Origin of the sequence: Streptomyces sp. NPDC048664, from assembly GCF_040650555.1 — a bacterium.
Taxonomy (GTDB): Bacteria; Actinomycetota; Actinomycetes; order Streptomycetales; family Streptomycetaceae; genus Streptomyces.
This window is the reverse complement of record NZ_JBEZHK010000009.1, coordinates 135,371-155,193: the sequence shown is the minus strand read 5'-3', so window position 1 is coordinate 155,193 and position 19,823 is coordinate 135,371. Positions and strand designations below refer to the sequence as shown.

17 protein-coding genes are annotated in these 19,823 nt (G+C 73.3%); 10 read left to right on the top strand and 7 right to left on the bottom strand.

The features are described 5' to 3' along the window. Positions 1-16 precede the first annotated feature (16 nt). On the top strand, positions 17-913 hold the full coding sequence (gene ligD, locus AB0C59_RS12805) for a non-homologous end-joining DNA ligase (RefSeq protein WP_363003587.1): 897 nt from the start codon (positions 17-19) through the stop codon (positions 911-913). A gap of 167 nt (positions 914-1,080) precedes the next feature. Here the strand turns inward: ligD and AB0C59_RS12800 are convergent, their stop codons facing one another. Then, positions 1,081-1,884, bottom strand: a complete 804-nt coding sequence (locus AB0C59_RS12800; RefSeq protein ID WP_363003585.1) for a nuclease-related domain-containing protein — start codon at positions 1,882-1,884, stop codon at positions 1,081-1,083. A gap of 97 nt (positions 1,885-1,981) precedes the next feature. Between AB0C59_RS12800 and AB0C59_RS12795 the strand changes: the two genes are divergently transcribed. The 5 genes from AB0C59_RS12795 (at position 1,982) to AB0C59_RS12775 (ending at position 7,868) form a co-directional block, all read left to right on the top strand. Next, complete coding sequence (locus AB0C59_RS12795; RefSeq protein WP_363003583.1) at positions 1,982-2,497, top strand: protein phosphatase; 516 nt, start codon at positions 1,982-1,984, stop codon at positions 2,495-2,497. 88 nt (positions 2,498-2,585) lie between these two features. Further along, positions 2,586-3,332: a hypothetical protein gene (locus AB0C59_RS12790; RefSeq protein WP_363003581.1), complete on the top strand. Its 747-nt coding sequence runs from the start codon at positions 2,586-2,588 to the stop codon at positions 3,330-3,332. 380 nt (positions 3,333-3,712) lie between these two features. Beyond that, positions 3,713-4,915, top strand: coding sequence for an ATP-binding protein (locus AB0C59_RS12785; protein WP_363003755.1), 1,203 nt, complete (start codon positions 3,713-3,715; stop codon positions 4,913-4,915). 50 nt (positions 4,916-4,965) lie between these two features. Next, positions 4,966-6,348: an FtsW/RodA/SpoVE family cell cycle protein gene (locus AB0C59_RS12780; protein ID WP_363003579.1), complete on the top strand. Its 1,383-nt coding sequence runs from the start codon at positions 4,966-4,968 to the stop codon at positions 6,346-6,348. Continuing rightward, positions 6,345-7,868 (top strand): penicillin-binding transpeptidase domain-containing protein, encoded by a 1,524-nt coding sequence (locus tag AB0C59_RS12775; protein ID WP_363003577.1) that lies wholly within the window; start codon positions 6,345-6,347, stop codon positions 7,866-7,868. Before AB0C59_RS12780 ends, AB0C59_RS12775 begins: the two co-directional genes overlap by 4 nt. Positions 7,869-8,275: 407 nt before the next feature. On the opposite strand, the gene AB0C59_RS12770 is transcribed toward AB0C59_RS12775, so the two are convergent. After that, entirely contained in the window at positions 8,276-9,388 is a 1,113-nt protein-coding gene (locus tag AB0C59_RS12770; protein ID WP_363003575.1) for a ferritin-like domain-containing protein, read from the bottom strand. A 180-nt stretch (positions 9,389-9,568) separates the two neighbouring features. On the opposite strand from AB0C59_RS12770, the gene AB0C59_RS12765 reads away from it, so the two are divergent. The 4 genes from AB0C59_RS12765 (at position 9,569) to AB0C59_RS12750 (ending at position 13,181) form a co-directional block, all read left to right on the top strand. Next, positions 9,569-10,489 carry a diiron oxygenase gene (locus AB0C59_RS12765; protein ID WP_363003753.1) on the top strand — a complete coding sequence of 307 codons (921 nt, stop codon included), beginning with the start codon at positions 9,569-9,571 and terminating at the stop codon, positions 10,487-10,489. Between the two features lie 71 nt (positions 10,490-10,560). Continuing rightward, positions 10,561-11,286 carry a TetR/AcrR family transcriptional regulator gene (locus AB0C59_RS12760; protein ID WP_363003574.1) on the top strand — a complete coding sequence of 242 codons (726 nt, stop codon included), beginning with the start codon at positions 10,561-10,563 and terminating at the stop codon, positions 11,284-11,286. 248 nt (positions 11,287-11,534) lie between these two features. Continuing rightward, on the top strand, positions 11,535-11,861 hold the full coding sequence (locus tag AB0C59_RS12755) for a hypothetical protein (protein WP_363003572.1): 327 nt from the start codon (positions 11,535-11,537) through the stop codon (positions 11,859-11,861). A 102-nt stretch (positions 11,862-11,963) separates the two neighbouring features. Further along, positions 11,964-13,181 carry an NlpC/P60 family protein gene (locus tag AB0C59_RS12750; protein ID WP_363003570.1) on the top strand — a complete coding sequence of 406 codons (1,218 nt, stop codon included), beginning with the start codon at positions 11,964-11,966 and terminating at the stop codon, positions 13,179-13,181. A 50-nt stretch (positions 13,182-13,231) separates the two neighbouring features. Here the strand turns inward: AB0C59_RS12750 and AB0C59_RS12745 are convergent, their stop codons facing one another. The 5 genes from AB0C59_RS12745 to AB0C59_RS12725 form a co-directional block, all read right to left on the bottom strand. Continuing rightward, complete coding sequence (locus AB0C59_RS12745; RefSeq protein WP_363003568.1) at positions 13,232-14,467, bottom strand: styrene monooxygenase/indole monooxygenase family protein; 1,236 nt, start codon at positions 14,465-14,467, stop codon at positions 13,232-13,234. A 252-nt stretch (positions 14,468-14,719) separates the two neighbouring features. Next, positions 14,720-15,388 (bottom strand): ATP/GTP-binding protein, encoded by a 669-nt coding sequence (locus AB0C59_RS12740; RefSeq protein WP_363003566.1) that lies wholly within the window; start codon positions 15,386-15,388, stop codon positions 14,720-14,722. Then, positions 15,369-15,782 (bottom strand): DUF742 domain-containing protein, encoded by a 414-nt coding sequence (locus AB0C59_RS12735; protein ID WP_363003565.1) that lies wholly within the window; start codon positions 15,780-15,782, stop codon positions 15,369-15,371. The genes AB0C59_RS12740 and AB0C59_RS12735 overlap by 20 nt, the downstream gene beginning before the upstream one ends. Next, positions 15,782-16,282 (bottom strand): roadblock/LC7 domain-containing protein, encoded by a 501-nt coding sequence (locus tag AB0C59_RS12730; protein ID WP_363003563.1) that lies wholly within the window; start codon positions 16,280-16,282, stop codon positions 15,782-15,784. Before AB0C59_RS12730 ends, AB0C59_RS12735 begins: the two co-directional genes overlap by 1 nt. Continuing rightward, positions 16,279-19,512: a nitrate- and nitrite sensing domain-containing protein gene (locus AB0C59_RS12725; RefSeq protein ID WP_363003751.1), complete on the bottom strand. Its 3,234-nt coding sequence runs from the start codon at positions 19,510-19,512 to the stop codon at positions 16,279-16,281. Before AB0C59_RS12725 ends, AB0C59_RS12730 begins: the two co-directional genes overlap by 4 nt. Positions 19,513-19,823 lie beyond the last annotated feature (311 nt).

The following is a 19,823-nucleotide window of genomic DNA, read 5'->3' as shown; positions in this document are numbered from 1 at the left end:
ATGGGACTCTCATGGTATGACGCCGATCACGGAGGTGGAGGGACGGCGGCTCGCGCTCAGCAATCTGGAGAAGGTCCTCTATCCGGCTTCCGGCTTCACCAAGGGCGAGCTGCTGCACTACTACGCGACCACCGCGGACGTGCTGCTGCCCCATCTCCGCGACCGGCCCCTGTCCTTCCTGCGCTACCCGGACGGGCCGGACGGCCAGGTCTTCTTCGCCAAGAACGTGCCGCCGGGTACGCCCGACTGGGTCACGACGGCGGAGGTGCCACGCTCGGAGGGACCGGCCCGCATGGTGGTGATCGACCATCTGGCCGAGCTGATGTGGGCGGCCAACCTCGTCACCGAGTTCCACACCCCGCAGTGGTGCGTGCAGGCGCCCGACGAGGCGGACCGACTGGTCCTCGACCTCGACCCCGGACCACCCGCCACCGTCGTGGAGTGCTGCGAGGTCGCCCTGTGGCTGCGGGAGCGGCTGGCGGCGGACGGGATCGAGGCGTACGCCAAGACGTCCGGCTCGAAGGGACTGCACCTGCTGGCCGCGGTACGGCCTACTCCGTCGCGGCGGACGACGGAGTACGCCAAACGGCTCGCCGTGGCGGCGGAGCGGGCGCTGCCCCGTCTCGTCGTCCACCGTATGACCCGCAGCCTGCGGCCCGGGAAGGTCTTCGTGGACTGGAGTCAGAACGCGGCCCGCAAGACGACCGCGGCGCCCTACACCGTGCGCGCCCGCGCGGAGCCCACCGTGTCGGCGCCCGTCGCCTGGGAGGAGGTGGCGCACTGCACGTCACCCGACGGGCTGGTCCTGCGCGCGCCGGACATCGCGTCCCGTCTGCGGACGTACGGCGACCTGCTGGCCCCGCTGCTGGACCCGGCCCTCGCGGCACCACTGCCGCCGGTGCCGCCGGTGTGACCCCGTGGGCACGCCACGGCGGCCGGCCCGGCCTCGTCGGGCACCCCCACCCACTCGACCCGAGCACCGGGACTCCACCCGAACCCGTACCGCCCCGTCACCACCACCGTGCTCCGGCAAGCCCCCCGCCACCGGTCACCCCTCCCCCACCCGTCACCCGGCACCGGTCACCCCTTGCCCCACGTCCTGCGGTCCCGGGCCACCGCGTACAGCGCCTCCACGTCCGCCGGCTTCAGCACCCCGCCCAGCCGGGCGAGCGCGGGGACGTCGGCCGGTGTCAGGACGCGCACCTCCCGTGGCGGTCCGGTGACGTCCAGGCGGGCGGGTTCGACCAGGACCAGGGCCGGGCGGACCTCGGCCGTCAGCGCGTACGACGCCCGGGCCGCGTCGGAGCGCACGCGGCGCAGCAGCGGCCACGGCTCGCGACGGCCCGTCGTGACCAGCGGGTCGGTCACCACGACCCGCTGCCGGCGGGCGGCGAGCGCGTACATCGCGAACAGGCCGCCGGGCCCGATCACCAGATGGTGGACGCGGTCGCCGCCGGGCAGCGGTATCGAGTGCAGGGTGCGCCAGCCCCCGCCCTCCAGGCCGTCCAAGGCCTCGCCGACCGTCTGCTCCGCGGCCAGTTCCCTGCGTCGCGGGTCGGTGCGCAGCCGGTGGGCGGGGCCCGGGTCGCGGTCGAGTGCGATCAGCAGGGCCTCTCCGGGCCGGTTGGGCGCGAGGTCGTCGTCCGGGTGGAGGGCGAGTCGGACGAGTTCCGCCGCGGTGGGCACCGGCGGCGGTCCCACGGTCACGGCGCCGGCCAGGAAGGGGCCGAGCGCGTCGAGCACGTCCTGCCGCAGATCCTCGCTGAACAGATGGACCCGGGCCGCCTCGCGGTCGTACCAGGCGACGTTGCGCCCGTCGGTGCCGCACACGTACAGGAGGTCCTGTCCGCGCCTTCGGGTCGGTATGACGCGCAGTCCGCTCATGAGCCCTCACCCCTCGACCATGGGAACAGGCGGGATGCTCCAGGGGCAAGAACCCGGCTACCTTTGTGAGCAGTTGGGGATTCAGTGGGAGGCGCCGTTGCGGACCCGCAGGAAGCAACCCGATGTGCCCGCTCCGGGCAGCCCGTGGAGTGAGATCGTGCCCGGCCTGTGGATGGGCGGCCATGAGTTCACGGGCCGTTCGGGTGCGCGGCAACTCGCTGTCGTACGGCATGAGTTCGATGTCGTGCTCAGTCTGCTGCGGCTGCCGGGGCACGGCCCGGACGCGGGGGTCGAGCACCATGTGTGGCCGATCCCGGACGGCCCGCTCGACGGGACGCACCTCGCGGGCGTGATACGGCTCGCGCGGACGGCGGACGACGCCCTGGAGGACGGCCGGCGGGTCCTCGTCCGCTGCTTCCACGGGTACAACCGCTCCGGGCTGGTGGTGGGGCAGGCGCTGATCCGGGCCGGGCACACGGCCGACGAGGCGATCCGCATGATCCGGGCCCGGCGCGGGCCCTGGGCGCTGCACAACGACCTGTTCGTGGACTATCTGCGGACGGGCCTGGACACGGCACGGCTCTTGGAGGAACTGGAGGAACGCGCGGACTGACGCCGCCCGGGGCCGACCTCGGCCACCCCGGCCGCCCGCGGCCATAGAGTGAGGAACCGGCCAGCACGTGATCTAAAGGACGTGTCCCGTGTTCCCCAGCCTCCGCCGTGTGCGCGCGGTCCTCGGTCTCACCGTCACCGCCCTGCTCCTGACCGGGTGCGGCGACTCCGGCTCCCTGCGCGGGGCGGGTCCCACCCCGACCGCGGTCGGGCCGGTGCGGCTGTGGCCCCAGTTGTCCCCCGCCTCCGCGCCCGCCGTCGACTACGGGGAGGCGGACACGGTGACCGTGGGCGGCCTCACTCCCCGGGGTGACGACCTCCATCGGGTGGATCCGCTGGCGGTCGTGCTCGCCGAGGTGGCCGCGCACCCGGACGCGTACGACGGCCCGAACGCGACGTACGCGCGGACCGGGCGGCAGTTGAGGGACTGCGGCAGGCGGGGCGCGCCGGGGCGGCAGTGCCCGCTGCTGCGGGCGTACTACGGGGATCTCACCGGGGACGGGAGGGACGACATGGTGCTGGGCATCCGCTTCCCGGGCGGTCAACTGGCGGTGCGCGTCTACACCGTCGAGCGTCATCGGGTCGTGCAGGTGATGGGTACCTCGGATCGTGTGATCAGTGTGGAGCTGGCGGACCGGGACGTGATCATCCGCTCCCCGTCGACGCTGCCGGGGTACGAGTTCCGCACGGTGTGGTCCTGGGATCCGCACCAGCACGCGATGCTGGCGACCCGGGACGAGATCCTGCGCGTGGGCACCGCACGCCCGACCCGCCACCCCGTCTCCGCCGCCGGCCCCGAGAGACTCGGCTCCGCTCCGTCCAGGAGCCCCCGATGAACACGGCGGACCCGACGGACCCGGCGCTCCCCGACAGCACCGGAGACCCCGCGAGCCCGGTGGACTCCGCGCGGCCCGCACCCCCGAAGCCCCCCGCGGAGGCGACACTCCCCGCGCCCCCCGCCGCCCCCGCGATCCACGCGACCCCCGGGAGCCATGCTCCCCCCGCCGGTCCGGTGGACCCCGCGGAACCCGAGAGCCCCACCGGACCGACCAGAGATCCGATCCATCCCACCGATCCCACCGACCCGGTCGACCCCGCCGCTCCAGCCCCGCTCACCGCCCCGGACGGCCCCGTTGCCCGTCCCTTCGGGCGGCAGGTCCGGCTTCCCCGGTGGACCGCCGCGCTCACCTGGAAGGCCGCCGCCTTCATCGCCGTGATGTGCTGTGGCCTGGCCGCGCTGCTCGGGGTGCTCGTCCATGTCCAGGTCACCGACCGGACCGTGGGCGAGGCCCGCAACCGGGCGCTCAGCCGGCTCACGGAGGCGACACGGGCGTACGAGGCCGGCGACCGCCTGCCCGCCAACGCGGGTGTCGAGCTGCCGGGGCTCCCGACGAGGCTGCGCCGCCTCGCGGCGCACGGGCAGCGCGGCACCATGGTCGGCACCGGCGACCCGGGGCCCGCGATGTGGGCGGCCGGTCCCGCCGACGGCGGACGGGCGATCGCCGTGCGGGTCGACTACGCGTCGGGCACCCGGATCATCGCCGCGCTCGACCGGGCGATCCTCCTCTCCTCGGCCCTGGCGATCGGGGTGACGCTGCTGATCGGGGTGTTCGGGGTGACCCGGGTGACCCGGCGGCTGCGGGCCACCGCGCAGGTGGCGCGGCGCATCAGCTCGGGCGACCTGGACGCGCGCGTGGACGACCGCCACACGAGGGACCCGAGGCGGCCCCAGGACGAGGTGGCCGCGGTCGCCGGAGCGCTCGACACCATGGCGGCGACACTCCAGGGCAAGCTGCTGAGCGAGCAGCGGTTCACCGCGGACGTGGCGCACGAACTGCGCACCCCGCTGACCGGTCTGCACGCGGCGGCCGAGCTGCTGCCGCCCGGCCGGCCGACCGAGCTGGTGCGCGACCGGGTGGCCGCGCTGCGCACCCTCACCGAGGACCTGTTGGAGATCTCCCGGCTGGACACGAAGCGCGAGCGCCTCGAACCGGCCACCGAGCAGCTCGCACCGCTGGCCGCGCGCGTGGTGCGCGCCTCCGGCACCGGGACCCTGGTGCGGGTGGTGCGCGACGCCCGGGTGGAGACGGACCGGCGACGGCTCGAACGCGTGCTCGGCAACCTGGTGGCGAACGCGCACCGGCACGGGCGGGCACCGGTGGAACTGACGGTCGACGGCGCCCGGGTGACCGTACGGGACCACGGGGACGGCTATCCGGAGTACCTGCTGGCGCACGGCCCCCAGCGCTTCCGCACCGAGAGCGGCGGCAAGGGGCACGGGCTCGGGCTCACGATCGCCCTCGGGCAGGCCGAGGTGCTCGGGGCCCGGCTGGAGTTCACCAACGCCCCGGACGGCGGCGCGGTGGCCGCGTTGACGCTGCCCCGGCCGCAGGCGCCGGGGAGTACCGCGTCGGGCTGATTGCACGCACAAAACGGGACATCCCCCTCGCCGCTTGCTACGTTCCGCTCATGGCTCAGCCCGGAACGCCAGGACCGGTGGGAGGGGGCACGGCGGCGGACGTCCCCGCTCCCGCCCCCGTACCGCGCCCGCCGCGCCGCCGTGGCGTCGAGTTCGGTCTCATCGCGCTGGCCGTCCTGGTGTCCCTGTACGGCTACTGCGCCGTCGGGCTCGCGAAGTCCGGCGCCCTGCCGCCCGGGGCCGCCCGCTACGGCGCGGGGCTCGGGCTGCTCGCGCTGCTCGCGCACACCGCGGTGCGCCTGCGGGCGCCGTACGCCGATCCGCTGCTGCTGCCCATCGCCGTGCTGCTCAACGGCATGGGACTGGTGCTGATCTACCGTCTGGACCTGGAGACCCCCGGCGACCGCGCCGCGCCCACCCAGCTGTACTGGTCCACGGTCGGTGTCGCGCTGTTCATCGCCGTCGTGCTGGTGCTGCGCCATCACCGGGTGCTCCAGCGCTACGGCTACCTCTGCGTGGTCGCCGCCCTGGTCCTGCTCACGCTGCCGATCTTCTTCCCGGCGGTCAACGGCGCCCGGATCTGGCTGCGGGTCGCCGGGTTCTCCATCCAGCCGGGCGAGTTCGCGAAGGTCCTGCTGGCGGTGTTCTTCGCCGGGTACCTGGCCGCCAACCGCCATGCGCTGGCCTTCACGGGACGCCGGGTCGCGGGACTCCAACTGCCCACCGGCCGGGTGCTCGGCCCGATCGTGGCGATCTGGCTGCTGAGCGTGGGCGTGCTGGTCCTGGAGCGGGACCTCGGCACCTCCCTGCTGTTCTTCGGGCTGTTCGTGGTGCTGCTGTACGTCGCCACGGGCCGCACCGGCTGGATCGCGGTGGGGCTGCTGCTCGCCGTCCTCGGCGCGCTCGCGGTGGGCCGACTGGAACCGCATGTGCACGCCCGGGTCGCGGACTGGCTGCATCCGTTCGCGTCGATCGAGGCGGGGCTCGGCCCCAACCAGCTCGCCCAGTCCCTGTTCGCCTTCGCCGCGGGCGGCGCGCTCGGCACGGGGCTCGGGCTCGGCCACTCGATCCTCATCGGCTTCGCCGCCAAGTCGGACTTCATCCTGGCCACGGCGGGCGAGGAACTGGGGCTCGCCGGGCTGTCCGCGCTGTTCCTCCTCTACGCCCTGCTGGTGGAGCGCGGCTATCGCGCGGGGCTCGCGCTGCGGGACCCGTTCGGGCGGCTGCTGGCCATCGGTCTCGCGTCGATCGTCGCGCTCCAGGTGTTCGTGATCGCGGGCGGGGTGACCGGCCTGATCCCGCTCACCGGCATGGCGATGCCGTTCCTCGCCCAGGGCGGTTCCTCGGTGGTCACCAACTGGATCATCGTGGCCCTGCTGATCCGGATCAGCGACTCGGCCGGCGGCCAGGGCGAGGGGACGGCGACGCCATGAGCCTGCCCGGGAGCGGGAGCCTGGATCCGGCACGGGCGGGCGGCACCCGCGCGATCCGCAGGGCGGCGGCCCTGTGCGTCCTGCTCCTGGTCGCCCTGCTGGTGAACGCGACCCGGGTGCAGATCTTCGAGTCGGCGCGCTACGGCGGCAATCCGGCCAACCAGCGGCAGTCGATCGCCCGGTACGGCGCGCCGCGCGGCGACATCGTGGTCGGTGGGCGCGCGGTGACCGGCTCCCGCAGGACGGACGGGATGTTCCGCTACGAGCGCACGTACGCGGACGGCCCGCTGTACGCCCCGGTGACCGGGTTCGCCTCGCAGGTGTACGGGACGACGCTGCTGGAGAACACCCAGGACGCGCTGCTCACGGGCAGCGACCCGTCGCTGTCGGCCCTGCCCTTCCTGCACGGCGTCACCCGCGCGCGGATGCCCGGCGGCGATGTCGTGACGACCCTCGACGACGCGGCCCAGCGGGCGGCGTTCCAGGGCCTGGGCGGGCGCAGGGGCGCGGTGGCCGCGATCGAGCCGGCGACCGGGCGCATCCTGGCGCTGGTCTCGACGCCGTCCTACGACCCCGGGCTGCTGTCCGGGTCTGCGGACTCGGTCGCCCGGTCCTGGAAGCGGCTGAACGCGGACACCGCCCAGCCGATGCTGAACCGGGCGATCCGGCAGACGTATCCGCCCGGCTCGACGTTCAAGGTGGTGACGGCGGCGGCGGCGCTGGACGCGGGGGTGGTGCCGCATCTGGACGCGCCGACGGACTCCCCCGACCCCTATCCGCTGCCCGGCACGAAGACGGTGCTGACGAACGAGGCGAACGGGTGCGCGAACGCGTCGATGCGCTACGCGTTCATGTGGTCGTGCAACACGGTGTTCGCGCGCCTGGGTGTGCAGACGGGGCTGCGGGCGATGGCGGACGCCGCGCGCCGGTTCGGGTTCAACGACGCGGGGCTGCGGATCCCGGTGGCGGTGGCGCCGAGCACGTTCGACCGGAAGCTGGATGCCGCCCAGCTGGCGATGTCCTCGATCGGCCAGTTCGACACGCGGGCGACGCCCCTGCAGATGGCGATGGTCTCGGCGGCGGTGGCGTCCGGGGGCACGGTCAGCCCGCCGTACCTGGTGGAGCGGACGACGACCGGTTCGGGCCAGACGGTCTCCTCGGCGGCTCCCCGCGCCCCGCGCCGGGCGATGAGCCCCACGACGGCGGCCCAGTTGCGGGAGATGATGGCGGACACCGTGAACGCGGGCACGGGCCGCAACGCGGCGATCCCCGGCGTCCTGGTGGGCGGCAAGACGGGCACGGCCCAGCACGGCGTCGACAACTCGGGCCGCCCCTACGCCTGGTTCATCTCCTGGGCGCAGGCGGACTACACGCTGGAGCCCGCGGTGGCGGTGGCGGTGGTGGTGGAGGACCCGGCGGGTCGGCGCGGCGAGATCAGCGGGGGCGGGATCGCGGCGCCGATCGCCCGCGACGTGATGGCGGCGGTCCTGGCCACGGAGCAACCGGGCCAGAGCCGTTAGCCGTTGACCGCCTGCCCGGGCAGGCGACGGCCGGGCGGCACACGGTCACGGCGAGACCGCCCAGGAGCCCGACGCGCCGTCGGCCGACGTGCTACCGCGGCCGACGCACCACCGGCTGGCGTGCCAGCGGCCGACGTGCCGCTGGCCGACGCACCATCGGCTGGCGCGCCATCGGCCGCTCGCGTGCGGCGCTCCCGACCGCACCCGCGCGCCGGAGTCCCCCGGGCGCGACCGGCGTACCCGGCGCGGCTGGCGTACCCGGCGTGCCGCTGGCTGGCGCGCCATCGGCTGGCGTGCCACCGGCCGGTCGCGTGCGACGCTGCCGACCACTCCCGCGCGCCGGAGTCCGCCGGGCGCGACCGGCGTGCCCGGCGTACCGTGTCGACCAGTCCCCGCCGGCCCGGTGATCAGCCGCCGATCCGGCGGCCCTCCTCGATCGCCTCCGCGACCTCCGCGACCCGCTCCCGCTCCTGCGCGGCGAAGCGCTCCGCGTCCAGTTTCTCGGCGATGTCCTCGTCCTGGGCCATGAGGAGGTCCAGGTTCGAGTCGCCCATCTCGAAGACACCCATGTCGACATACGCCTGCTGAAGCCGTTTGCCCCACAGGCCGATGTCCTTGACGCAGGGGACGATCCGGCTGAACAGGAGCTGACGGAAGAGCCGGAGGTACTCGGCGCCCTCGCTCAGCTCCTCCGCCTCGGCCTTGGGGATGCCGAAGTTCTCCAGCACCTCGACCCCGCGCAGCCGATCGCGCATCAGGTAGCAGCCCTCGATGACGAACTCCTCGCGTTCGCGCAGTTCCGCGTCCGTGAGCTGCTTGTAGTAGTCGCGCAGGGCCATGCGCCCGAACGCCACGTGCCGTGCCTCGTCCTGCATGATGTAGGCCAGGATCTGCTTGGGCAGCGGCTTGTCGGTGGTGTCGCGGATCATGCCGAAGGCCGCCAGTGCCAGGCCCTCGATGAGCACCTGCATGCCCAGGTAGGGCATGTCCCAGCGGCTGTCGCGCAGGGTGTCGCCCAGCAGGGCCTGGAGGTTGTCGTTGATCGGGTAGAGCATGCCGATCTTCTCGTGCAGGAAGCGGCTGTAGATCTCCGCGTGCCGCGCCTCGTCCATGGTCTGGGTCGCCGAGTAGAACTTCGCGTCCAGGTCGGGCACGGACTCCACGATCCGCGCCGCGCACACCATCGCGCCCTGCTCGCCGTGCAGGAACTGGCTGAACTGCCAGGAGGTGTAGTGCTTGCGCAGTTCACCCTTGTCCCGGTCGGTCATCTTCGCCCAGTACGGCGTGTCGTAGAGGGTGAGCACCTCGTCGGGTGTCCCGAGCGGATCGTAGGGGTCCACCTCCAGGTCCCAGTCGATCCGCTTCAGGCCGTCCCACTGCTTGTCCTTGCCCTTCTGGTAGAGGGCGAGAAGCCGGTCACGACCGCCGTCGTACTCCCAGTTGAACCGTGCGGCTCCGCTCGCCGGAACCTGCCAGAGGGGCTCCCCCGGCTCATTGGCGTACACCTCATGCGTCGGCATACCGCCCACGCTCACACGCGGTAGACGCCGCGTCAACAAGTCGCACGCGAGGGATTGACGTCCTTGCTGACAAGCAGTCTCATAAGATGTGACCGCCGGTAAGGCGGCTCGTATGACGATGTGGTGGGGACGACGATGACGACCGTGACCGATACGAGCGACGCGGCGGGCGCGAGCGAGGTGACCGAGGCGGACGTGCTGCGTGACGCGCTCGGGCTGCTCAAGGACCGGGAACAGGTGGCGGAGCGGCTGCTCGCCTCCTCCGCGAAGCACTCCTTCGATCCCGACAAGGAGCTGGACTGGGACAGCCCGTTCGAGGAGGGCATGTGGTTCTGGCCCCCGGAGCTGGTGTCCCTGTACGACACCCCGCTGTGGAAGCGGATGAGCGAGGAGCAGCGCGTCCTGCTGTCGCAGCACGAGGGCGCGGCGCTCGCCTCGCTCGGGATCTGGTTCGAGATCATCCTGATCCAGCTGCTGGTGCGGCACATCTACGACAAGGCCGCGACGAGCGCCCACGTGCGCTACGCGCTGACCGAGATCGAGGACGAGTGCCGGCACTCCAAGATGTTCGCCCGGCTGATCGCGCACGGTGACACGCCCTGGTACCCGGTGAGCCGGGCCCACCAGACGCTGGGCCGCGTCTTCAAGACGGTCTCCACGACCCCCGGCTCCTTCACGGCCACGCTGCTCGGGGAGGAGGTCCTCGACTGGATGCAGCGGCTGACCTTCCCGGACGAGCGGGTGCAGCCCCTGGTCCGCGGGGTCACGCGCATCCATGTGGTGGAGGAGGCCCGCCATGTGCGGTACGCGCGTGAGGAGCTGCGCCGCCAGATGCTGACCGCCCCGCGCTGGTCCCGGGAACTCACCCGGGTCACCTCGGGCGAGTTCGCGCGGGTGTTCTCCAAGGCGTTCGTGAACCCCATGGTCTACACGAACGTCGGCCTGGACAGGCACGAGGCCCTGGCGCAGGTGAAGGAGAGCGGGCACCGCCGTGAGGTCATGCAGTCGGGCGCGAAACGGCTGACGGACTTCCTCGACGACATCGGCGTCCTGCGCGGCGCCGGCCGCCGTCTGTGGAGGGCGTCGGGTCTGCTGGCTTGAACGCCTCCCCGCGCCGGGTGGCCGTATCGGCGCCTGCCCTCCGCCCCGGCGACACGATTACGCTGCCCAGCATGACCTCCCAGGCCCCCACGCGCGCGTACCGTCGGCTCAGTGTGCAGGAGCGGCGCAGTCAGCTGCTCGACGCCGCGCTGTCCCTGTTCGCGCACCGCGCGCCGGAGGAGGTCTCGCTGGACGACGTGGCGGAGGCCGCGGGGGTCTCGCGGCCTCTCGTGTACCGCTATTTCCCGGGCGGCAAGCAGCAGCTGTACGAGGCCGCGCTGCGCTCCGCCGCCGACGAGCTCGAACAGTGCTTCGCCGAGCCCCCCGAGGGGCCGCTCTCCTGGCGCCTGGGCCGCGCGCTCGACCGCTACCTGGCGTTCGTGAACCAGCACGACGCCGGATTCAGCGCGCTGCTCCAGGGCGGGAGCGTGGTGGAGACGTCGCGCACCACCGCCATCGTGGACGGGGTGCGCAGGGCCGCCGCCGAGCACATCCTGAGTCATCTCGGGGTGGCGGAGCCGGGGGCGCGTCTGCGGATGACCGTGCGGACGTGGATCACCGCGGTGGAGGCCGCGTCCCTGATCTGGCTGGACGAGGACAAGCAGCCGCCGGTGGACGAGCTGCGGGACGTGCTCGTGGAGCAGTTCGTGGCCTGCCTGGTGGCGGCCTCGGGCCGCGACCCGCAGACGGCCGCGGTGCTGCGGGCGGCGCTGGCGCTGGAGAGCGCGCAGGGGCCGATCGGGGTGCTGGTGCGGCGAGTGCTTCCGGTACTGGAAGACGCCACCCACCTGCTGTGACGGCGGCCGGGCACAGGGCGCTGCGCGTTGCCGGGCGCGAGTCGCCACGCGTTGCCAGGCTCGGGCACGGGTCGCTGCGCATTGCCGGGCACGGGTGCGTGGGGGTTGCTCGCGCAGTTCCCCGCGCCCCTTCGGGTGCGCGCTCCGCGCACGTCGAGGGGCGGGGGTCGACCGGGCGGGTTCCGCGGCTCTCCGGGCTCCCGCGGGCCGAGGGTCCTCGGAGGGGCGGCCGGAGGGACACTGGTGCCGTGAAGAGCGAAGACACCCTGTTCGTGGGCGGTCCCCTGGACGGCCGGGTCCTCCCCGTCCTCCTCGGCCCGACCGGCCATCCGCCGAAGACCTACCGCGTCCCGGTCCCGGACGCGGCCGGCGGCCCCCCGACCGTCCTCGTCTACCGCCGCGTCGAGGCGTCCCGCACCAAGCGGCTCGGTCTGCCACGCGGCTGGAAGTACGAGTACGACCCCGAGGGCGGCCACGGCGGCGGCCCGCGCTGGCCCTGGAGCAAACCGCACCGCGCACCCGGCGCCGCGCCAGACGCCACGCCGGGCACGGGCGCGGACGCCGCCGACGAGTGACCTGACTGAGCCGAACCGCCCACCCGGAGCGCGCCCGGCGGGCAGGCGCCCGATCCTGCCGGTGCGAGGTGGACCGGCCGCCTCCGCAGCGGAGGTGATGGCATGTCAGGAAGGTTGCCGCGCTGGGCCTGTACGGCGGCGATGACCACCTCGGCCCTGCTGGCGCCGGCCCCGGCGGTGGCCTCACCGACCATCCCGACAGCGCCGGCGGCCCCCACCGCCCCGGCCGCTCCCACCGCGCCGCCCGCCCCGGTACCCACGCCCAGCCCGAGCCTCGGCCTCGGCGTCGGCTCGACCTCCCCCACCGCCCCGCCCGCCGGCACCACCTCGGTCGGCGCCCTGCTGACGGACCTTCAGCAGCGTTACCGCCAGGTGGAACAGGCCACCGAGCTGTACGACGCCACCGCCGAGGTGCTGAAGAAGAAGCAGGCCGAGGTCGACCGGCTGGACAGGTCGCTGGCCGGTACCCGGCTCGCCCTGCAGAGCAGCCGCAGCGAGGTCGGCCGGCTCGCCCGCCAGCAGTACCAGAGCAGCAGCGCGGACATCTCCCCGTACGTACGCCTGCTGCTCTCCCGTGATCCGCAGTACGCGCTCGACCAGAGCCATGTCATCGGCCGGCTGGTACGGGAACGGCTGGGCAGCGTGCGGCACTTGGCGGGCGCCGAACGGCAGGCGGACACACTGGCCCGGCAGGCGCGCAAGGCCCTGGACGAGCAGCTCACCATGGCCGGCCAACAGCAGCGGAACCGGGACGACGTGGAGAAGCAGCTGAAGGACATCGAGAAGCTGCTGGCCGCACTCACCCCCGAACAGCTGGCCGCGCTGGACGCGTTCGAGACCACCACGACGGCCACCGCGCAACGCGGCCTGGTGTCCTCCGGCGCCCTGGGCGACGACAACCGCCCGCCGTCCCCCGAGGGCAACCGCGCCCTGCGCTACGCGGTGGACCAGATCGGCAAGCCGTACCAGTGGGGCGCCCAGGGCCCGGCGTCGTACGACTGCTCGGGGCTGACCTCGCAGGCATGGCAGAACGCGGGACGCACCATCCCGCGCACCAGTCAGCAGCAGTGGGCGCAGCTGCGCCACGTACCGCTGACGCGGCTACGGCCCGGGGACCTGGTGGTCTACTTCCCGCAGGCCACCCACGTGGCCCTGTATCTGGGCAACGGCATGGTGGTGCAGGCGCCCCGCCCGGGCACCACCGTCAAGGTCTCCCCCATCGCGGCCAACCCGGTGCTCGGCGCGGTCCGCCCGGACCCCGGAGCCCAGCCCCTGCCCGCCTACGTCCCGCCGCCGCTCCCCCCGACCAGGTGGTCATGAGCGCGGCCCCGGGGACGGTGACGGTGTCCCCGGGGCCGCGAAGGCGGGGATCAGGCCCCGGCGACCGACGCCAGGTACGCCTGGGTCTTCTCGGGCTCGTAGAAGAAGTTCTCGAAGTCGGCCGGGTTGTCGAAGCCGTTGGCGAAGCGGTCGGCCACCGGCTGGAGTTGGCCCGCCGCGCCGATCAGGTTGAGGACGTGCTCCGGGGGCACGCCCAGCATCGCGTTCGTCCACTTGGTGACGTGCTGAGCCGTGTCCCAGTACCGGTCGAAGGTGGCCCGCATCCACGCCTCGTCGAACTCGTTGTCCCCGTGCTCGAGGATCGAGGCGAGGTAGGCCGCGGCGCACTTGGCGGCCGAGTTGGAGCCCTGGCCCGTGATCGGGTCGTTCGCCACGACCACGTCCGCCACGCCGAGGACCAGTCCGCCGCCCGGCAGCCGGCCGATGGGGTTGCGGACCGTGGGCGCGTAGCGGCCCGACAGGGTGCCGCCCGCATCGGTCAACTCCACCTTCGTGGCCCGCGCGTACTCCCAGGGAGTGAACCGCTCCATGAGTTCCAGGGTCAGGGAGAGGTGCTCCGCCGGGTCCTTGACGCCCTTGAAGACGTCGAGCGGGCCACCGGGTATGCCCTCCCAGAAGAGGATGTCGGCGCGGCCCGAGAGCGTCAGGGTCGGCATCACGAACAGTTCGCCCACCCCCGGCACCAGGTTGCACCGCACCGCGTCGTGGTCCGGGTGCTCGGGGCGCGGCCCCAGCCCGTGGACGTAGGAGACGGCGAGGGCGCGCTGCGGCTCGCTGTAGGGCGAGCGGGAGGCGTCCCGGCCGAACATGGACACGAGTTCGCCCTTGCCCGCCGACACCAGCACCAGGTCGTAGGTGCGGGAGAAGTAGTCGAGGTCGGAGACCGCCGCGCCGTGGATGACGAGCTGGCCGCCGCGCTGCGCGAACGTCTCCATCCAGCCGGCCATCTTCACCCGCTGGTCGACGGACTGCGCGTAGCCGTCGAGCCTGCCGACCCAGTCGATGACGCGCTGCGACTCGGGGCCGGCCACGGACACGCCGAGCCCCTCGATCTTCGGGGCCTGGGACTCCCAGAAGTTCAGCTGGAGGTCGCGCTCGTGCGCCAGCGCCGTGTCGAACATGCACTGCGTGGACATGACCCGGCCGGCGCGGATCTCGTCCGCCGTCCGGTTGGACATCAGGGTGACCTCGTACCCGTGGGACTGCAGGCCGAGGGCGAGCTGGAGACCGGACTGACCGGCTCCGACGACGAGTATCTTGCGCATGCGGGGAGTGCTCCTAAGCGGACTACGGGCTACGCCGGCCGCGGGGACTGCGGGCGCGACGGAGGCGGTGGGGACTGCGCGGGCTGAGGACGCCACCAGGGCTTCCCGGACGGGGGAGAACCGGGACGGGGGGAGAACGGGCCTAAGCCGACGAGGCGTTGGGGGAGCCTCGACGGCACGCACCTTACGAGGGCGGCGCCGCGAGCACCATGGGGACGGCAGGTCCTGGGAGAGCCGAACGAGCCACGGAGGCTACTCGGGGGTGAGGTCCAGGGCATGACCGACCAGGGCCAGGAGGGTCTCGATCACGGAGATGCGCCGACGCGCGTCCATGATCATGACGGGTATGTGCCCGGGTATGGTGAGGGCCTCGCGCACGTCCTCCGGCTCGAACCGCTCACTGCCGTCGAAGTGGTTGACCGCGACCACGTACGGCAGCCCGCTGCTCTCGAAGTAGTCGAGCGCGGGGAAGCAGTCGGCCAGGCGCCGGGTGTCCGCGAGGACGACCGCGCCGATCGCGCCGCGCACCAGGTCGTCCCACATGAACCAGAACCGCTGCTGACCCGGGGTGCCGAAGAGGTAGAGCACCAGGTCGTCGTCGAGCGTGATCCGGCCGAAGTCCATGGCCACGGTCGTGGTCAGCTTGTCCGGCGTCCCGGTCAGGTCGTCGGTCTCCTCGCTGGCCTCGGTCATCAGCGCCTCGGTCGTCAGGGGCGTGATCTCCGAGACGGCGCTCACCAGCGTGGTCTTGCCCACGCCGAAGCCGCCCGCCACCACGATCTTCGTGGCGATCGGGGCCCGCGTACGGTCCGTCTGCCAACTGTGCGGATGCTCCTCGCCGTCGGGGAGCGGGACGACGCCCGGGGAGGCGTCCAGGAGGGGGGAGACGCCCGGGGAGGCGTCAGAGACGACGGAGTCCACTCAACACCCTTTCCAGCAGAGCCCGGTCCGGCTGTCCCGAGCCGTGACCGGTTCCGTACACACGGATCTTTCCCTGGTCCGCGAGGTCGCTGAGCAGCACCCGGACCACTCCGAGCGGCATCCTCAGCAGCGCGGCGATCTCCGCCACCGTGCGCATACGGCGGCAGAGTTCGACGATGGCCCGCATCTCGGGCATGACCCGGCCGAGCGGTGAGCCGGTCGAGTCGTTCGCCAGTTCGCGCCGCTCCTCGGGGGCGTCCAGTGCGGCCACGAAGGTCTCGACCAGCAGGACGTGCCCGAAGCGGGTGCGGCCGCCGGTGAGCGAGTAGGGGCGCACCCGGGCGGGTTTGCGGTCACCACCGCGCACGGGAAGCCTCTTCGACGCGCTGTTCATCACCGGCTCCCCACCGACTCGGTCTCCAGGGACTTGCGCAGCTCGCTGCGGACCTCGGGGGTCAGGACGTGTCCGGCACGGCCGACGAAGAGCGCCATGTGGTACGCCACCACGCTCATGTCGCAGTCCGCCGAGCCGTGCACGCCGAGCAGCGAGCCGTCGCTGATGGACATCACGAACACGCTGCCCGCGTCCATCGCGATCATCGTGTGCTTGACCCTGCCGGAGTCCATCAGCTTTGCGGCGCCGATGGTGAGGCTGCCGATGCCGGAGACGATGGTGGCGAGGTCGGCGGAAGAGCCCCTGGGGCCGCCGGGACGCATGTCCTGGCCCGCGCGGGCCTCCGCGTTCCTGCCGGGATCGGAGGAGAGCAGGAGCAGGCCGTCGGAGGAGACCACCGCGACCGACTTGAGGCCCGGCACCTCCTCGACGAGGTTGCTGAGCAGCCAGTGCAGGTTGCGGGCCTCACTGCTCAGTCCGAAGGTACTGGGCGCGGTCAACTGGTTGCCTCCTCGACGGTGCCCCCCGTTGCTTCTACGTCCTGTGCAGTGCCGGGTGTCGCATGGTGCGGTGGTGCCGTGGTGCTTGAGGGGTCTGGGGAGCCCGAGGGGGCCGGGGGCTCGGCCGAGCGGTGGGGGCCGCGACCGGGGGCGGGGGCGGGCATCTGGCCGGTCCGCTCGGCGGTCTCCGCCTCGGCGTGCCGGTAGCCCTCCTGCGCGCCCCGGTGGAAGCCGCCGAGCCTGCGGCGCAGCGCGTCGGCGTCCACCCCACCGCTGCGCGGCTTCGCGGCCGGTGCGGGCGCGGAGACCTTCGGGGTGCGCTTGGGCAGGCCCTTGGCGGTGACGCGGGGGGCCGGCGTCTCCGGTGGCAGTGCCCCGGGGGCCTCACGCGGTTCGGTACGCGGTTCCGGCTCGGCACGCGGTTCCGGTCGCGGCTCGGTACGCGGTTCCGGTCGCGGGTCGGTACGCGGTTCCGGTCGCGGGTCGGTACGCGGTTCCGGTCGCGGTTGGACGCGCGGCTGCTCGGTGTGCCGCTGCGTGCGCGCCTCGGTGCCCGGTTCCTCCTGTGGGAAGGGGGCGGGGGCGGACCGCTGCCCTCCGCCGTCCGCGATGCGCTCGTGGGCGTCGGGGCCGATGGCGTAGGGGTCGGCGGAGTGCGGGCCGGTGGGGCGGGGACCGGTGGGATGCGGCCCGGTGCCGTAGGGGCTGGGGGCGTCGGGGCCCGTGGCGTAGGGGTCCGCCGAGGTCTGCGCGGGGATCCCGGGCGTGGCGGCGGGTTCGTCCGTCCGGGGCGAGGGGAGCAGCAGCTCCATCGTGGTCTCGGGGCCGAACTCCACGTCCGCGTCCCTGCCCGGCCCGGCGGCGACCGCGGGCCGCACGTCCGCCGCGTCCCGGGCGGGTGCCTCGTCCGCCCCGGCCGGGGCGGCGACGGACTCCTCGGCCGCGACCCGCTCGGCGGGCTCCCGCGTCTCCTCCTCGTCCTGTTCCCGTACCGCCGCCTCCGCCGCCGCGATCAGCGGGTCGCCCTCGGGCTGCCGGCCGATCGCCGTGCGCGCGCGGCCCGCCAGGACGTTGGAGTTGGCCTCCGCGTCCGCGCCGGGCAGGGAGGGGCCGTGGGCGCCGGAGGACGCCGGGCCGGTGACGGGCACGGCCGCGGCGGGTGCCGCGGAGAGCAGGGGCTTGGGAAGGACGACGACGGCGGCGACACCGCCCTGCTTCTGCTCGCGCAGCCGGACCCTGACCTGGTGCCGGTGCGCCAGCCGGGCCACCACGTACAGCCCGAGCCCGAGGCCCTCGCCGCCCTCGTGGTCGTAGGGCTCTTCCGGCTCGAACTCGGCGAGGCGGCCGTTGAGCGTGCGCATCCGCTCGGTGGTCATGCCGATGCCCTCGTCCTGAACGGAGAGCATCACCTCGCCGCTCTCCAGCAGCCAGCCCGAGATCTCCACCTCGATGTCGGGCGGGGAGAAGGAGGTCGCGTTCTCCAGGAGTTCGGCGAGCAGGTGCGAGAGGTCGTCGGCGGCGAAGCCCGCGATGTGCGCGTGCGGAGGCAGCGCGGCGATACGGACCCGCTCGTAGCGTTCGATCTCGCTGACGGCGGCGCGCACGACGTCGACCAGCGGCACGGGGCCGGCGTGCTGCTGCACATGCTCGGTACCGGCGAGGACGAGGAGGTTCTCGCTGTGCCGGCGCATGACCGTGGCGAAGTGGTCGAGCTTGAAGAGGGTGGCGAGCCGCTCCGGGTCCTGCTCGCGGTCCTCCAGCCCCTCGATCACGGAGAGCTGGCGCTCGACCAGGCCGAGGGTGCGCAGGGCGAGGTTGACGAAGGTGGAGTGGACGCTGTGCCGCACCTGCTCCAGATGCCCGCGGGCCTCGGCGAGTTCCGTGCGCAGCGTGGCGCGCTCGTCGGCCATGGCCTGGCGCTGGCCGATCAGGTGCTTGCGGTCCACCTCCAGGGTGGACAGGCGCTCCTGGAGGCCGACGGCGTGCTCGTGCAGGGCGTTGACGGATCGGACGACCTGGGCGAACTCGTCGTTGCGCCCGGTGAAGCGCACCGGTTCCCCGGTGGCGGGGTCGGCGGCCAGCCGGGCCGAGCCCAGGCGCAGGACGGCGAGGGGGCGGGTGAGGCTGCGGGCCATGCCCATGGCGACGCCGACGGCGACGAGCATCAGCACGCCGAGGACGGTGATCCGGATCTCCAGCGCGGTGACGTCGTCGTCGCGCGTGTGGGCGAGGTCGCGGCCGCGGCTCTCGTAGAGAGAGGACTCCACACCGCGCATCATCTCGATCCGGGCCGAGAGGGCGTCGTCCACCTTCCTGGTGTTCACGCCGAGGTCGTCGTCGGACAGGGTGGGCTGGTCGGTGAGCTGCGCGAGGTACTTCTCGGCGGCGGTGGCGTCGGACCCCGTGACGGTGGAGTCGTAGGAGTTCCTGGCCGCCGCGGGCGCGTTGTCGCGGAAGTCGGCGAGGGCCGCGGCGGAGCGGACGGCGGCCTGCTGGGCGGCCGCGGTGAGCTCGTCGCGCTGCTTGGCGTCGGCGTCCGAGGAGGACCAGGTGGTGGTCTGCCGGCCGGTGACCGGGTCGACGGCGCTCTGGGCGGTGCGCGGGACGTTCAGGGCCGCGAGGAGCAGCCCGCGGGCCGCCGCCGACTGCTGGACGGCGCTGTCGAGATCGGCGAGCGGGTAGCCGCCGGAGCCCGCGCGGGAGGGGATCCTCTCGGCCAGCTGGTCGGCGAGGGCGTGCAGTTCGGTGATGGCGGCGGAGTACGCCCGATGCGTTTCGAGAGCGGTGCTCTTGCCGACGAGCGCGGCCCTGCGCAGGACGCTCACGTCGTCGAGGTCCTTGCGCAGCGCGGCCGGGATGTCCGGGTCGGCGCGCAGGTCCTCGACCTCGCGATCGACCCGGGCGCTCTGCTGCTCGGCGGGCGCCTTGGACTTGGTCCGTCCCGCCGCCACCCAGGCGGTGACGCCGTCGCGTTCGTCGGCGAGCGCGTGGGCCAGCGAGAGGGCGTCCCCGGTCTGCCCGGCGAACGTCACCAGGTCCTGGGAGTCGCTCACCTGCCCGGAGGCCGCGAGGATGCTCGGCGCCCCGGCGGCGGCGATCGCGGCGGCGACCACGGCGACCGCGATGACAAGCCGGTTGCGCACACGGGTGGGACGGCCGGCACCCGCGGATCCGGACGGAGCGTCCTGGTCGGGGGTCGTCTGCTTCCCTGTGCGCCGAGGCCGCTTCATCTGCACCGGTGCTCGCATTCCTGACTCGTGTACCCATGGACCCGGGTGACGGCCCGTCAACTGGGATGTCGACCCGGTACGACGGCTTCCGACCATCCCAGTGCCAGTGGGCAGAGGTCCCGCTTCACCTGACCCGCCACCCGAAGGAGTGAACCCCGGGGGCGAGTTGGTGGGCAAGTTCACCACGCCCGTGCGGTGGCCCCTCAGGGCGTGCCGGTTGGACGTGGGCGGCGCGCTTTGGCAGGATTCGCCGTCACGCCCTACCGGAATCGATCATTCCCGGCCAAAACAGGCGGCTGACCTGCTCGGTC

Coding starts and splice junctions, on each gene's coding strand:
- AB0C59_RS12735 (WP_363003565.1), bottom strand. CDS start 15,782: ATGAACAGCGCGTCGAAGAGGCTTCCCGTGCGCGGTGGTGACCGCAAA.
- AB0C59_RS12800 (WP_363003585.1), bottom strand. CDS start 1,884: ATGAGCGGACTGCGCGTCATACCGACCCGAAGGCGCGGACAGGACCTC.
- AB0C59_RS12760 (WP_363003574.1), top strand. CDS start 10,561: ATGACCTCCCAGGCCCCCACGCGCGCGTACCGTCGGCTCAGTGTGCAG.
- AB0C59_RS12775 (WP_363003577.1), top strand. CDS start 6,345: ATGAGCCTGCCCGGGAGCGGGAGCCTGGATCCGGCACGGGCGGGCGGC.
- ligD (WP_363003587.1), top strand. CDS start 17: ATGACGCCGATCACGGAGGTGGAGGGACGGCGGCTCGCGCTCAGCAAT.
- AB0C59_RS12725 (WP_363003751.1), bottom strand. CDS start 19,512: ATGAAGCGGCCTCGGCGCACAGGGAAGCAGACGACCCCCGACCAGGAC.
- AB0C59_RS12745 (WP_363003568.1), bottom strand. CDS start 14,467: ATGCGCAAGATACTCGTCGTCGGAGCCGGTCAGTCCGGTCTCCAGCTC.
- AB0C59_RS12750 (WP_363003570.1), top strand. CDS start 11,964: ATGTCAGGAAGGTTGCCGCGCTGGGCCTGTACGGCGGCGATGACCACC.
- AB0C59_RS12785 (WP_363003755.1), top strand. CDS start 3,713: ATGTGCTGTGGCCTGGCCGCGCTGCTCGGGGTGCTCGTCCATGTCCAG.
- AB0C59_RS12770 (WP_363003575.1), bottom strand. CDS start 9,388: ATGCCGACGCATGAGGTGTACGCCAATGAGCCGGGGGAGCCCCTCTGG.
- AB0C59_RS12780 (WP_363003579.1), top strand. CDS start 4,966: ATGGCTCAGCCCGGAACGCCAGGACCGGTGGGAGGGGGCACGGCGGCG.